14 protein-coding genes are annotated in these 14050 nt (G+C 72.3%); 7 read left to right on the top strand and 7 right to left on the bottom strand.

Annotated elements, in window-relative coordinates; translation table 11 throughout:
* The first annotated feature begins 95 nt into the window (after positions 1-95).
* On the top strand, positions 96-2042 hold the full coding sequence (locus tag V2J63_RS03940) for a helicase HerA-like domain-containing protein (RefSeq protein WP_331229696.1): 1947 nt from the start codon (positions 96-98) through the stop codon (positions 2040-2042).
* A 238-nt stretch (positions 2043-2280) separates the two neighbouring features.
* On the opposite strand, the gene V2J63_RS03935 is transcribed toward V2J63_RS03940, so the two are convergent.
* A complete protein-coding gene (locus V2J63_RS03935; RefSeq protein ID WP_331229695.1) occupies positions 2281-3210 on the bottom strand; it encodes a hypothetical protein in 930 nt (309 codons plus the stop codon).
* A 143-nt stretch (positions 3211-3353) separates the two neighbouring features.
* Entirely contained in the window at positions 3354-3860 is a 507-nt protein-coding gene (locus V2J63_RS03930) for a GrpB family protein (protein ID WP_331229694.1), read from the bottom strand.
* Between the two features lie 214 nt (positions 3861-4074).
* On the opposite strand from V2J63_RS03930, the gene V2J63_RS03925 reads away from it, so the two are divergent.
* The 3 genes from V2J63_RS03925 (at position 4075) to V2J63_RS03915 (ending at position 7659) form a co-directional block, all read left to right on the top strand.
* A complete protein-coding gene (locus V2J63_RS03925) occupies positions 4075-5655 on the top strand; it encodes an esterase/lipase family protein (protein ID WP_331229693.1) in 1581 nt (526 codons plus the stop codon).
* Between the two features lie 209 nt (positions 5656-5864).
* Positions 5865-6725 (top strand): aldo/keto reductase, encoded by an 861-nt coding sequence (locus V2J63_RS03920; protein WP_331229692.1) that lies wholly within the window; start codon positions 5865-5867, stop codon positions 6723-6725.
* Position 6726: 1 nt separating this feature from the next.
* Entirely contained in the window at positions 6727-7659 is a 933-nt protein-coding gene (locus tag V2J63_RS03915) for an aldo/keto reductase (RefSeq protein WP_331229691.1), read from the top strand.
* 338 nt (positions 7660-7997) lie between these two features.
* Here the strand turns inward: V2J63_RS03915 and V2J63_RS03910 are convergent, their stop codons facing one another.
* Genes V2J63_RS03910 through V2J63_RS03900 form a run of 3 tightly spaced genes read right to left on the bottom strand, consistent with a single transcriptional unit; the run spans position 7998 to position 10232 of the window.
* The gene (locus V2J63_RS03910; protein ID WP_331229690.1) at positions 7998-8852 is read right to left on the bottom strand and encodes an EamA family transporter; all 855 of its coding nucleotides are present in this window, start codon (positions 8850-8852) and stop codon (positions 7998-8000) included.
* A gap of 53 nt (positions 8853-8905) precedes the next feature.
* Entirely contained in the window at positions 8906-9625 is a 720-nt protein-coding gene (locus tag V2J63_RS03905; protein ID WP_331229689.1) for a B3/B4 domain-containing protein, read from the bottom strand.
* Positions 9618-10232: a helix-turn-helix domain-containing protein gene (locus V2J63_RS03900; RefSeq protein WP_331229688.1), complete on the bottom strand. Its 615-nt coding sequence runs from the start codon at positions 10230-10232 to the stop codon at positions 9618-9620. The genes V2J63_RS03905 and V2J63_RS03900 overlap by 8 nt, the downstream gene beginning before the upstream one ends.
* Before the next feature lie 59 nt (positions 10233-10291).
* On the opposite strand from V2J63_RS03900, the gene V2J63_RS03895 reads away from it, so the two are divergent.
* Positions 10292-11107, top strand: coding sequence for a PhzF family phenazine biosynthesis protein (locus V2J63_RS03895; RefSeq protein ID WP_331229687.1), 816 nt, complete (start codon positions 10292-10294; stop codon positions 11105-11107).
* An 82-nt stretch (positions 11108-11189) separates the two neighbouring features.
* On the opposite strand, the gene V2J63_RS03890 is transcribed toward V2J63_RS03895, so the two are convergent.
* A complete protein-coding gene (locus V2J63_RS03890) occupies positions 11190-12077 on the bottom strand; it encodes an arginase family protein (RefSeq protein ID WP_331229686.1) in 888 nt (295 codons plus the stop codon).
* 102 nt (positions 12078-12179) lie between these two features.
* On the opposite strand from V2J63_RS03890, the gene V2J63_RS03885 reads away from it, so the two are divergent.
* Both V2J63_RS03885 and V2J63_RS03880 read left to right on the top strand, forming a co-directional pair.
* Positions 12180-12608 (top strand): Lrp/AsnC family transcriptional regulator, encoded by a 429-nt coding sequence (locus tag V2J63_RS03885; RefSeq protein ID WP_331229685.1) that lies wholly within the window; start codon positions 12180-12182, stop codon positions 12606-12608.
* A 296-nt stretch (positions 12609-12904) separates the two neighbouring features.
* Positions 12905-13363 (top strand): hypothetical protein, encoded by a 459-nt coding sequence (locus V2J63_RS03880; RefSeq protein ID WP_331229684.1) that lies wholly within the window; start codon positions 12905-12907, stop codon positions 13361-13363.
* A 132-nt stretch (positions 13364-13495) separates the two neighbouring features.
* Here V2J63_RS03880 and V2J63_RS03875 read toward each other — a convergent pair whose 3' ends face one another.
* Positions 13496-13702, bottom strand: coding sequence for a DUF4177 domain-containing protein (locus V2J63_RS03875; protein ID WP_331229683.1), 207 nt, complete (start codon positions 13700-13702; stop codon positions 13496-13498).
* Between the last annotated feature and the right edge of the window lie 348 nt (positions 13703-14050).

The following is a 14050-nucleotide window of genomic DNA, read 5'->3' as shown; positions in this document are numbered from 1 at the left end:
GCCGCCGGCCGGACCACCGGAGCGACGGGACGTCGCGGCGCCGGGACGCCGAGCGCTCGACCCGACCACGGCGGGCGCGCACCTAGGATCGCTGCATGGCCGACGACGCACCATCCGCGCCCGCCAGCGCGCCGCCCACAGGCGCTCCACCGGCCTCCCCCGCTGAGATCGCGCGCCTGCGGGCCGAGGCCGCCCAGGCGGTCGCCGAGGCGGCTGCAGCGCGAGCGGAGGCCGCGCAGGCCGCGCTCGACGCCGCCCTCGCTGCTGGCGTCCCGCACCCCGAGCCGGCGACGGTGGCGGAGGTGGCTGACGAACGGCCGCCAGCGCATGACCGTGGGCGGACGGACGCGCAGCGCACGGTAGACGCACCGGCGACAGATGCGCCCGGTGCGGCTGAGCCGGCGGACGTGCTCACCGCCGGGACGCCCGTCGTCGCCGCGGCCCTCTCGGAGCACGCCCGTGCGGTAGCGGCCGGCTACCCCCCAGGTGACGGCGTGCTCCCGATCGGCGCCCTCGTCGAGGACGGTGCCCCCGTGCCCGGCGCCCAGGTGGGCATCCCGCTCGGCACGCTCAACCGTCACGGCCTCGTCGCGGGCGCGACCGGCACGGGCAAGACCCGCACCCTCCAGGTCCTCGCCGAGGGCCTCTCGGAGCAGGGCGTGCCAGTCTTCCTCACGGACGTCAAGGGCGACCTCACCGGACTCGCCGAGCCGGGGCCGGGCGGGGACGCCCTCCTCGCCCGCACTGTGGGCATCGGGCAGGAGTGGTCGCCGACGGCGTTCCCCACCGAGCTCCTCAGCCTCGGCGGCGTCGGCGACGGGGTGCCGATCCGCACGACGGTCACCGACTTCGGGCCCCTGCTCCTGGCGAAGGTCCTCGGGCTCAACGACACCCAGGAGTCGAGCCTCGCGCTCATCTTCCACTGGGCGGACGAGCAGGGGCTGGCGCTCCTCGACCTCAAGGACCTGCGCGCGACGATCTCCTACCTCACCTCCGACGACGGCAAGCCCGAGCTCAAGGACATCGGCGGGATCTCCACGGCCACCGCAGGCGTCATCCTCCGCGAGATAGCGGCGCTCCAGGCGCAGGGCGCGGACGTGTTCTTCGGTGAGCCCGCCTTCTCCACGCACGACCTCATCCGCACCGCCGCCGATGGTCGCGGCGTCATCTCGGCGCTCCAGCTCCCGGCCCTCCAGGACCGGCCGGGCCTGTTCTCTACGTTCGTCATGTGGCTGCTGGCGGACCTCTATGCCTCCCTGCCCGAGGTGGGCGACCTCGACAAGCCCAAGCTCGTCTTCTTCTTCGACGAGGCGCACCTGCTCTTCTCCGGGGCCTCGAAGGACTTCCTCGACCAGGTGACCCAGACGGTGCGGCTCATCCGGTCCAAGGGCGTGGGCATCGTCTTCGTCACCCAGGTGCCCAAGGACGTACCGGCCGACGTCCTGGCCCAGCTCGGCGCCCGCATCCAGCACGCGCTGCGGGCGTTCACCCCCAAGGACGCCGCGGCCCTGCGTGAGGCCGCGCGGACCTTCCCCACCTCCCCGTACGACCTCGAGGAGACGCTCACGTCGGTCGGGACGGGCGAGGCCGTCGTCACGGTCCTGTCCGAGACGGGCGTCCCGACACCGGTCGCCTGGACCCGGGTGCGCGCACCACGCTCGTCGATGGCGCCCGCCGCCCGCGCCACCGTCGACGGCGTCATCGCGGCCTCGGACCTCGCGGCACGGTACGGCACCGCGGTGGACAACGAGTCAGCGTACGAGCTCCTGGCCGCGCGCGTCGCCCGCCAGGAGGCCGAGGTCGCCGCGGAGGCCGCCGAGGCGCGCGCCGAGGCCGAGCGCGCCGCGCGGGACAAGGAGCTGCGCGACCTGCAGGAGAAGCTCGCGCGGGAGGACCGCGCGTCCACCCGGCGGACGTCGCGGGACGGGTCCGCGCGGCGGCCCACCGGGCGCACGGCCCTGGACAGCTTACTCTCCTCCGCGGGGACCCAGCTCGGGCGGGAGATCACGCGGACGATCTTCGGTACCCGCCGGCGCCGCTGACGTCCTGCACCGGGCCGAGCGGGTGCGGCACGCGGCTGCACGCGCCCGGCGCCTCAGGCCCAGGCCCAGGCCCGTCCCACGCCGTCCGGGCCGGGCATCGCGCCGGCCGGTCTCGGTCCGCGAAGACACCGCCTGAGGGCGACCGCGGTGCACCCGGGTCGGGAACGGGCTGGTCGTCCCGTGCCTCCCGACCGGCGAACCTGCGCCACCGCCCTGGTGGGTGTGGGCTGCCGTTCGGCTACGAGCAGCCAGTCGTGAGGACGCGCCCGGCCAGGACGCCGACGATGAAGTCGCGCTGGGTGTCGGTGACCTCGGCCGGCTCGAGGTGGTAGGTCGAGACGAGGCCCGCGCAGGTCGCGTCGAGACTCAGCGCGCGCACGTCGACGTCGTCGGGGCCGGCGTGGACGCGAGCGTCGAAGCCGTCAAGGCTCATCGGCTCGTAGGGCTCGAGGTCGATGCCGTCGGCGAGGACGAGGCCGGTACCGGGCGTGACCTTGAACGTGATGCCGATGGCCGACCCGTCCTCGAACAACCCACCGACCTGACCGTTGCCGTCGGTCCGGGCCTCGACGAGCTCGAAGTCGCTGCCCGCGGCGAGCGCCGCCCACCGCTGGGTGTCCTCGTCGCTGAGGAGATCCCAACCCTCCGCCCCCGGGCGCCCCGGAGCCTCGAGCATCGCCGTGATCGTCTCGGGGATCGCGACGGCGTCGACCATCTCGTGGGTGTGGGCGTCGAGGACGACGAGGGACTCCTCCGGCCACTGCGGGTCGATGCGGACGGGCTCGGTCGGGCGTCGCGAGTGGGCGGTGCCGGTGCTGTCGCGCTCGACGACATCGACCACGACGTTGCGCCACGTGTTGATGAGGACGACGTGCGTGTGCTCGCGGGCGAGCTGGGAGTACTGCGGCTCCGGGGGCGAGTCTCCCCACCACCCGACCGGCATGACGAGGTCGGCGGTCTCCTCGGTCGGCCAGGCGTACGCGGGGTCCCCCGCCCGGATCGGGGTCGGGGAGGCCGCCGGCGAGGCCGTCCCGGTGGGCGCAGCGGCCTCGGGCGGAGCGTCGGCGGCGGCCTGCCCGCACCCGGCGAGCCCGACCGCGACCAGCGAGACCACCGCGATCACGTGGGCCCCGCGCGCTCGGCTCCGCGCCCGCTGCTCAACCCTCATCGGCGTCACCCCTCAGGTCCGGGGTGAGGGGTACCGCACCCGCGCAGCAGCGAACTGGTCGGGAACACCGTAGCGAACAGCACTGGGCGTCTCGGTGACAACGGGGCGGCTCCGTCACCGGAGGCGACGCCTGGCGTGGGCGCTCAGCGCTGATCGGGCGCTGCGCGGTCGAGGAGCTCGGCCACGACGCCGGTCTTCGCCTGCGTGTAGGCGTCCCAGCCACGCGTCGATCGCGCCGCCTCCCGCTTGACGTCGAGGTAGGCCGCGCGCGCGGCCGCGTCCCCGCGCAGGAGGTCACGGAAGGCCACCCGCCTCGTCCACGGACGGCCGCCGTGCTCGACGACGTGGACGACGTAGGCCCGGTCCGACCGGTCGGGCGCGCTCAGCCAGCAGTGGTGGTCGCGCTCTCCCTCGAGGTCGAGCCCTGCCGCCGCGAGCCGCCTGGCCGTCGACCGGACGGCTCGGGCGTCGACCCCGACCATGACGTCGACGACGTCCTTGGCAGGGAGGCCGGGCACGGCGGTCGAGCCGATGTGCTCCACCACGGCACCGGGGACGAGGGTGGTGACGTGCGAGGCCATGTCGCCGTAGCGTCGCACCCACTCCTCGTACCGGCTCGGCACGAGGACGACCGCCTGCTCAGCATCCATGGTCGCGATCATCACATGCGGCCCACGACGGGCGGTCGCGGCCCTCGTGCCGCACGCCCGCCTCCGGGCGCGCAGTGCCATGACGCGGCCCGATCGCGCAGACCTTCCGGGGAGCCCTGGACAGCCCGCCGGACCTGTCGGGACACTGGCGGCGCGGAGCACCCCGGGCAGCACCCGCCGGGCCGCCCCGCGAGGCGCGAGCGAGGAGGCTCCGATGGCGTACCCGGGCAACGGCCGGCTGCCGGTCATCTACGTGCGCGGCTTCGCGGGCAGCGGGTCGGGCATCAGCTCCGCGGTCGAGGACCCGTTCTACGGCTTCAACGAGGGATCCGTCCAGGTGCGGGTGGACAAGGCGGACCGCCCGGTCTTCCACCAGTTCGAGAGCCCGCTCCTGCGCCTCATGATCGACGAGGGCTACCAGCTCCTCGTCCGCGGCGACCAGCGGGCCTACCTCCAGGCCCAGGAGAACGGCACGGTGCCGGCGGAGACGCTGTGGGTCCACCGCTTCTACGACGAGTTCGCCCCCACCCTCACGCGCGAGCCGAACGCGTTCTCCCTCGAGCGCGCGGCCGGCAGCCTCCTCGACCTCATCCAGTCGGTGCGGGTCAAGACCGGCGCCCCGCGGGTCTTCCTCGTCGCGCACTCGATGGGTGGCCTCGTCGTGCGCTGCCTCGTCCAGAAGGTCATCCCCGAGCACCCGGAGCTCGGGGGCCGTCCCGACGCCGGCGCGGACGTCGTCGACCGGGTGTTCACCTACGCGACGCCGCACGGCGGGATCGAGTTCGCCGTCGGTATGGGCCTGCTCGAGCGGCTGCGGGACATGACCGGCCTCTTCGGTGCGGACATCTTCGGCCCCCGGCGCATGCGCGAGTACCTCACGCCGTCGGGGTCGCCGGCCATCGGCGCGGACGGCGCGTTCGACGCCACGCGCATGCCCGCCGACGGCTACCCGCTCGACCGGTTCTTCTGCCTCGTCGGCACGAACTCGACCGACTACACGACGGCGATGGGGCTGTCCTCCGGGGCGGTGGGCGCCGCGAGCGACGGGCTCGTCCAGATCGACAACGCCTACGTCCGCGGGGCCCCGCGCTCGCTCGTCCACCGCAGCCACAGCGGGCGCTTCGGCATCGTCAACTCCGAGGAGGGCTACCAGAACCTGCGGCGCTTCCTCTTCGGGGACCTCGCGGTGCGCGCCAACCTCGTCGACCTCGACCTGCCCGGGGACCCGGACGACGACACCGTGTGGCAGCTCGAGACGTCCCTGTCGATCCGCGGGCTGCCCGCGATCCTCCACGAGCAGAGCACGGCGCACCTGTGCCCGATCCAGATCGAGCGCCCGCGCAGCCAGGACGCGCCGCGCACGCCCGTCCCGCTCGTGACGACGTTCCTCTCCGCAACGGCGAAGCGCCCGGAGGATCCCAGCACCGGCGACCGGGTGCGGACGATGCGCCACGTGCTGCGGCTCCGCCTCATCTCGCTGCGCGAGCGCGGGGGGATCCTCTTCTTCACCGACCACCTCGAGCAGACCGAGGACTGGGCCGACGTGCTCGTCGTCGACATCGCCCTCAGCGGGCCCGACAGCGGGTGCACGTGGGCGACGTGGAACTCCGAGATCGGCGGGGCCATCCGGGACTGGGACCCGGCCGGCACCCCGCCGTTGCGCGACGTCGACGACCGGCCCGGGCACTGGCGGGTGCGCGTGCCCGTCCCGCGGGGCGCCGCCCAGATCCTCGGTGACAGCGCCACCGTCGAGATCACGGTGGACGGACGAGCCACCCTCGACCGCTCTCGCTGAGTCGCGCCCACGCGTTCTGGCGCCCGCACCGCCCGCACGCCCACCGTCCGCGACGGCGCGCTGCGTGCGGCGTCGTCGTGGCGCAAGCACCGCGGACCGGCGGGCGCTGGCCTGCGGGCGCGGAGGTAGGGGGCGCAGGTCTCCATCGGTCGCCCCGGCGCGGTCCGGTGTCTAGTGTTGCGCCGTCATCCACCATGTAGGGAGAACCCGTGCAGCAGCGAACTCTGGGCAACCGCACCGTGTCGGCGATCGGCCTCGGTGGCATGCCCATGTCGATCGAGGGGCGCCCCGAGGAGAGCCGCTCGATCGCGACGATCCACGCCGCGCTCGACGCCGGTGTCACGCTCATCGACACGGCGGACTCGTACCACCGGGACGCCGGCGAGGTCGGCCACAACGAGTCGCTCATCGCCAAGGCCCTGCGCAGATACGGCGGCGACGCGTCCGACGTGCTCGTCGCGACGAAGGGCGGCCACCTGCGGCCCGGAGACGGCTCCTGGACCAAGGACGGTCGTCCGGAGTACCTCAAGTCCGCGGCCAAGGCCTCGGCGCAGAGGCTCGGCGTCGAGGCGATCGGCCTCTACCAGTTCCACCGGCCCGACCCGAACGTGCCCTACGCCGACTCGGTCGGAGCGCTCGCCGAGCTCCTCGACGAGGGCGTCATCCAGATGGCCGGGATCTCCAACGCCGACGTCGGCCAGATCGACGAGGCCCAGCGCGTCCTCGGCGGCCGGCTCGTCTCCGTGCAGAACCAGTTCTCGCCCGCCTTCCGCTCGAGCCTGGGCGAGCTCCGGCACTGCGCCGAGCTCGGGATCGCGTTCCTGCCCTGGTCCCCGCTGGGCGGCATCTCAAACGCGGGTGAGCTCGCCACGCGGCACGAGGCGTTCCAGCGGGTCGCCGACGCGCACGGCGTGAGCGTCTACCAGGTGACCCTCGCGTGGGAGCTCGCGCTCGCCCCGGTCGTCCTTCCCATCCCCGGTGCCTCCCGGCCGACGAGCATCGAGGACTCCGCGGCCGCCGCGGACCTCGAGCTCGACGCCGCCGAGGTCGCGACCCTGTCGGAGGCCTGAGATGCGACACATCAACCTGACGGAGGCGATGGCGGCGTCGAACGTCGTCCTCGGCCTCATGCGCATCGACGGCAAGTCCGACGACGACGTCCGCACCCTCGTGCGCACGGCGCGCGACGCCGGGATCGACATGGTCGACCACGCCGACATCTACGGGAACAGCCTGCACGGCTGCGAACGCCGGTGGGCCGAGGCGATGCGGCTCTCGCCGTCCGAGCGGGACACGTGGACCATCCAGACCAAGTGCGGGATCGTGCGCGACGGGCCGTACTTCGACTTCTCCGCCGAGCACATCCTCGAGTCGGTCGACGCCTCGCTCGAGGCCCTCGCCACGGACCGCATCGACGTCCTGCTGCTGCACCGCCCCGACGCCCTCGTCGAGCCGGACGAGGTGGCCCGCGCCTTCGACGAGCTCGAGTCGGCGGGGAAGGTCAGAGCGTTCGGCGTCTCCAACCACACCCCGGGGCAGATCGAGCTCCTCCGGCGGTCCGTCCGCCAGCCGCTCGTCGCCAACCAGCTCCAGCTGTCGATGACGCACGCCCCCCTCGTCGCACAGGGGGTCACGGCCAACATGGCCGGGCTCGACCAGTCCGTCGTCCTCGACGGCGGCGGTCTGCTCGACTACTGCCGCCTCAACGGCATCACCGTCCAGGCCTGGTCCCCGTTCCAGGCCGGCTCCCGGGCCGGGACGTTCCTCGGCAACCCCGAGTACGCCGAGCTCAACGCCGTCATCGACCGGATCGCCGCGGAGTACGACATCCCAGCCATCGCCGTCGCGACCGCGTGGATCACCCGCCACCCGGCCGACATCCAGGTCGTCGTGGGCACGACGACGCCCGAGCGCGTCACCGGGGCGGCCCTCGGCTCGGACCTGCCGCTGACCCGGCCGCAGTGGTACGAGCTCTTCCGGGCGGCGGGGTACCGCGTGCCCTGAGTCGGCTCACGTGAAGACGGCCGGCCGGCGCGGAGGCCTCGCTGCGAAAATGAACAGGAACGGACGGAGCCCGACCGATCTCTCTGGCGCGAGCGTTACCGCTCGTGCCGATGATCGTTAGACGGGTGGAGGCCGCCGCCAGTTCCCGGATGGTGGTGAAGACGTGGCCTGCGGCGCCCTCGGTGGGTGACTTCGCCGAAAGGCTTAGGGCCGGAACACGGGGGTGCATCCCGCAGTGCTGGCAGGTCGGCGAGCGGCGCCTCGGTTTCCGATGTGAGACCGGCGGCAAGGCCGGATAGCAGCGGCTCGTCGGGTCTCGTCCGGCTTGTCGGCCTGGATCATGTCGGCTCCGGAGCGCTGAGTAGTGGTAGGACCGGCTCGTCGTCGGCGTCGCTCGGCGTGGTCCGGTGGCCGCCGCGTTGCGCGCCGGCTCCGGCCAGGACGACCAGGGCGATGCCGGCGACCTGGATGGCCGTGGGCTGCTGCGACAGCACCAGCAGCCCGAGCAGCAGGCCCATCGCGGGTTCCAGCGCCATGAGTGTGCCGAACGCGGTCGGGGTCATTCGGCGTAGTGCGAGCATCTCCAGCGCGTAGGGCAGGACGGGCAGGAGCAGGGCCAGGCCAACGGCGGCGAGCAGTACGCCGGGGGTGAGGTGTCCGGCGGCCTGCGGGACGCCGACGACGGCGGCGGTGAGCGCGGCGATCGGGACGGTCATCGACAGCGCGCTGATGCCGGTGAAGCGGTCGCCGACATGCTGGGTGAGGACGATGTAGCCGGCCCAGCCGACGGCGGCCATGGCGGCGAAGCCCAGCCCAGGGCCGTTGATGTCGCCCTTCCATGGCTCGGTCAGCCCGACGACGCCGAGCAGGGCCAGTCCCGGCCAGACTAGGGCGCTGCGGCTGTGACTGCGCACGGCTGCGACGGTCAGCGGTCCCAGGAACTCCACGGCGACGGCCGTGCCGAGCGGGATGCGGTCGAGAGCGGCCAGGAAGCAGATGGTGACGATCCCGCTGGTGACGCCGAGGCCGAGCAGCGCCGGGAGGTCCGCGCGCCGGACCGAGCGCAGCGGTGGCCGGGCGATCACCAGGAACACCAGGGCGCCCGCGGTCAGGCGCAACCAGGCCGTGCCCGCGGCGCCGACCTCGTCGATGAGGTCGACCGACAGCGCCGACCCGAGCTGCACCGACAGCATCGCGGCTGTCGCCAGCGTCCACGGCGGCAGCCGCCCATGGGAGCCTCTGACCGTCACGACTGACCCAGGAGGCGCCTCGCGACGCGGACATCGCGACCGAGCCGGCGGAGGTGGCCGATGAGCTCGTCGCCGGCAGCACCTAGTTCGTCGTCGCTGAGCGGCTCGAGGGCGTCGAGGATGAACAGGGCGGCCGTGGTGTGGTCGGTGAGCTGGGTTCGCTTGGCCTGTCGCCAGTTCCACCGTCGGCACGTGACGCCTGCCTGGTCGGTCCACACCACCTCCCCGGGGTCCGGGTGCTCCACGACGGTCTCGCCGCTGGTCATGGTGTCGAACGGCTCCTGCCCGGTCGCACGGATCAGTCGCGGCGGTCCGGCGTAGCGGTCCAGGTCCTCACCGCCGATCGGCACGTGGTGCAGCAGGCTCACAGCGTTGTAGACGTCCGTCAGCGTGTTCACCCGCGGCAGTCCTGCCTCGGCGCGGCGCAGCAGCGCCTCTGCGCTGTTGCGTGTGCGGCTGGGCTTGGAGCCCATGGCCTTGTAGGCCTCGCGCCAGGCCGCGATGTGCGGGAGCTGGTCGACCGGCACGGTGGCCAGCTGCTCGCGGGCGGATTCCTCCGCCCGCAGGAGCAGCTCCTCGCTGGCGACGTCGCTCGGGCGTGGCTCGATCCCGTCGACGGCGAGCAGGAGGGCTCGGTAGTCCGGGCGGAGCGCGAGCACGGCGTCGTCGACGTGGGCGCCGTCCAGGTAGGTCTGCAGCCCGTTCAGGTCACGCATGGGCGGTCCTTCCTCGGGGTGTGGTGCCGACGGCGGGCTCGAACACCGACAGGGAGAACCGGACCGGCGTGGCGCCCGGATTGGCGTAGGCGTGGGGCACGTCGCCGGGGAAGGACAGTGCGTCCCCGGCCTGCAGGACCAGGACCTGTTCGGCGACCTCGACTGTGGCCTCGCCCTCGAGGACGTGCAGCAGCTCGCGGGTCCCGTCGACGTGCGCTTCGCTGGCGGAGCGGTCGCCCGGGCCCAGGGCCCAGTCCCACAGCTCGACGACGTCCGGCGGGACGGTGTTCGCGACGAGGACCGCGCGGCCGCCGGCCTCGCTCGACCAGAGCACAGGCCCGCTGCCGCGGCGGGTCACCTTCACACTCGTTGGACGGGGCTGCTCGACCAGCGCGGGCAGGCCGACCCCGAGCGCGTCGCTGAGCTTGAGCAAGATGCCGATGCTGGGATTGGCAGCACCCTGCTCGATGTTGACCAGCATGCGGCGGCTGACGTCGGAGAAGTTGGCGAGCTGATCCAGCGTCCATTGCCGGGCCTGCCGCTCGTTCCTCACCCGCTCCCCGATGAGACGAGCCAGCGGCGCTTCATGTTCCATGCGGTGCACCATATTGCATCGTAGAGTGCAGGCGTGAGGTCTGAGTGGGACGTCGTCCTGGAGCGAACGCGATGACGAGACGGACCGCGTTCGCGCTCGTGGACGCCTTCACGACCGCGCGAGCGTTCTCCGGGAACCCCGCCGGCGTCGTGCTGCTGGACGAACTCTCCGACGACGCGTGGATGCAGGGCATCGCCAACGAGCTCGCGCAGGCCGAGACGGCGTTCCTCACCCCCGGCGACCGGGCGACGTTCCACCTGCGCTGGTTCACACCCGTCGCCGAGGTCGCACTCTGCGGGCACGCTACGCTCGCCGCCGCCCACCGGCTCTGGGAGACCGGCGTCCTGCCGGCCCACGCAACCGCCGTCTTCGAGACCCTGAGCGGGCGCCTCACTGCACGGCGCGAGGGCGACCGGATCGTGCTCGACTTCCCCGCCCTCCCGGCCAGTCCTGTCCCGCCAGACCACGGCCTGCTGGCCGCGCTTGCCGGCCCGATCCCCGTCTGGACGGGTGTCACCGACGCCGCCGACCCGGGCGAGCGGAACATCCTCGCGGTCCTCGCATCGGAGGACACCGTGCGGGAGCTCACGCCGGACCTGCGGGCCGTCGCCGCCCTGCCCGCAGGCGGCCTCATCGTCACCGCCAAGCGGAACGACGCCGGCGTGGTGTCGCGCTACTTCGCGCCGGCGTACGGCATCCCCGAGGACCCCGTCACCGGCTCGGCCCACTGCACAGTCGGCCCGTACTGGCGCGACCAGCTCGGCGCGACCCTGGCCGCGGAGCAGGCATCGCCCCGAGGCGGCGAACTGACCGTCGTCACCACCGACACCGGTCGAGTCCTACTGGGCGGTCGCGCCCGCACAGCCGGTTCCGGACTCCTCCTGTGAGGAAGGCTCGCACGGGCCCGGGTTGGCTGGAAGAACTCGTTAGAGACGCGACTCGTCTGTCCAGCTTCGCTAGGTGTGCCTGTCAGGAGGTCCAGGACGACATGAACACCGGGCGGAGGGCCGTCAGCAGACCCTGGACGTGACCGTGAATGAGGGCAGGGTCGCCGTCCGCTTCGAGCTCGGCGAGCTCGAGGCCGACGATCTCAGACTCTGCGAGCACAGCCGCGCAGGCGTGCAGATCCTCGAGCGTCATGCCGTCCGGGACCTGGTAGTCGGTCGCGACGATGCCCGGCTCCAAGACGTCGCAGTCGAGGTGCAGGTACACCGGGCGGCCCGCGACCGCGGCCCGGAGCTCGTCGGCCATCCCGGGTCCGACCCGGACGAGCTTGATGACGCCCTGGTCGAGCAGATCCTGCTCGGCGGGGTCGATGTCGCGAGCCCCGACGAGCACCGCGTTCTCGGCAGCGAGGCCGCTGCCGAGCCCGGAGTCCCACATCCCCATCGGCCCGCTGTAGGCCAGCCCCCCGAGGTAGCCGGTGGTGGTGCTGTCGGGGGTGTTGATGTCGGCGTGCGAGTCGAACCAGACGACGACCGCGTCCGGCCGGGCAGCGGCGACCACCGGCAGGGTGGCCAGTGCGACTGCGCACCGGCTGGAAGCCGTGACCGGCACCTGGCCCGCGTCGAAGACGGCCGTGAGGCGCTGCTGCATCGCCTGCAGCGTCGGCATGGCGGCGGACAGCCCCTCGGCCCACCCTGTCGACAGTGCGGGCTCGGGCGTCCCGATCACGGCCGGCGACGTCGCCAGGAGCTCCCCGAGTGCTGCCACGAGGTGCGCCGAGGCGACCATGGCACGGTCGTTGTGGTCGCCGGCGCGACCGGCGAAGTGCGTGAGGCCGACACCGGCGAGCGGCTGGCGCGGCTCCCTCCCGGGGACGGTCGAGTCGGCTGCTGTTGCTCCTGCGCTGGTCATGCCCTAGACGCTAGGAACCGGCGAAGTGGTCATGCAATCGGCACCCGTTGCAACTTCCGCCTGACTCCGCAGCGGTTTGCAGACCCGCAGTAGGCTGTTTGGGTGCTGGACGACCTCGATCATGGCCTTATCGCGGCCCTCCGCGCCGACAGTCGAACGTCGGTAGCGGTGCTGGCGCGAGCGCTGGGCGTGAACCGCTCGACCGTTACCTCACGCATCGCCCGGCTCGTCAGCTCCGGGGTCATCGAGGGCTTCACCGTCCGGTTGAGCAACGATGTCGACCGCGACGCCATCCGCGGCGTCACGATGGTCCGCTCCGCGCCGAACCAAGGTGCGGCCGTTGTTCGGGAGATCCGCGGCTACCCCGAGGTCGAGGCGTTGCACGCCACGACCGGGGTCTGGGACCTGGTCGTGCAGCTAAGGTGCCGGAGCCTCTCGGACTTCGACCTTGTCCTGGAGCGCATCCGCGCCGTCGCCGGCGTCCGCGAGACGCAGACCAGCCTGCTCTTCAACTCGCTGACCGCGGTCTAGGCCGCCAGGCGCGGGCGCGCCCAGCCGAGACGTTGCGAGCGGTGCGCGCTCGCGTGGGCACGACTCGTCGGCTGGGTGTCTTGCCGAGGGGTCCGCTGCGCGTTGTTGACCCGTGAGACGGCCCGCCGTCTCACCTTCGTGTCCAGATCCTCAGTAGCCGGCACGCAGCCGCTCCGGTGTGTCCGGATCTGCCATCGGATGCCCCTGCCTCGGCCGGGTCCCCGGAACCGCAGACCAGCGAGGAACCAACGGCGGAGCCGACCGCCACACCGGAGCCTGAACCGACTCCTACGGCCGTGATTCCGGTAGACGACGCCGCCGCCAGTGAAGCCCTGCGCGCAGCCAACGCGAACATCACCGACGTCGCGGTGTACGACGACACCAACGACCCGAACGAGCTGATCGGTCGGCCCGGCCAGTACATCTCCGCGGCGCGGATCACCGACGCCCGTGCTGAGGGCGGGGACGGCATCGACGCCGGTGCCGTCATCGAGGTCTTCGCCACTCCGGAAGACGCACAGGCCCGGTCTGACTACATCCAGGAGACCCTCGCCGATCTGGGCCCCGGCGTTCGGAACGGAGTGGCACCACCTGAAGGGCACGCACCTGCTGCGGGTGAGCGGCACCGTCGTCCCGTCAGTGAACGAGGAGTACGCCGCCGCCTGGACCGCCTTGTTCCCCAGCGACTGACCTCAGCCGATCGACCCTGGCGCGTGCTGCGCCCCGCCCGTCCGCCTTCTTGCCGGCTCGACTGAGTACCGGGACGCCGTCTCGACCGACGTCCGGTCATGCCGCATAGTGTGCCCACCTGGCCGTGCGTCCTCACTGCACTCGGGCTGAAATCCCCGCCGCACTGCGACACAACTACCGAGTCACGCGCCGTCGCCTCAACTGAGCTTCTCGAAGACCATAGTGGCCTGGATCCGGTCACCACCACCGAGTCCGCCGCTCTTCGCGGACGCGGTTGTGATCGTGTGCAGGCGGTACCCCTTCGCCGCCTGCTTGTTAAGCACGCTCTCGAGTTCGGATAGGTTTCCCGATCCTGTTCCGAGGAACTTCGCCTTGAGCGTCACCTGAATCACCACGTATTCCATTCCTGGGCCTCCTCGCCTCCGCGGGGCGCCGCTTCGTGGTGCCCCCTCCACCCTGTCTATCGGGTCCAAGCGCCGAATGTGCAGGTTCGACACGCTGCAACACTGCCACCGTCGTCCATGGCACTCTCAAAGGTGGCGTCTCTCGACGCCGACGGCGTCCGCTCACTGCGCAGACTCTTCCTGGCTGGCGGTCCTGTCAGGCATCTTGTTGGTGCCGGCGACACAGGGTCGTCGGTGCATCTGGTTCCACCGGACTACCGCCTAGCGTCCGCTGACCTTCGAGGTCCGGCATGAGTTCTGCGGGGTCCGATGGTCCCAGGACACGAGCGACTGGCGACAGGGCTATGC

Origin of the sequence: Georgenia wangjunii (assembly GCF_036421975.1) — a bacterium.
Taxonomy (GTDB): domain Bacteria; phylum Actinomycetota; class Actinomycetes; order Actinomycetales; family Actinomycetaceae; genus Georgenia_A; species Georgenia_A wangjunii.
Note: the sequence above shows the minus strand (reverse complement) of the source record. Positions and strands in the feature narration are given on the sequence as shown.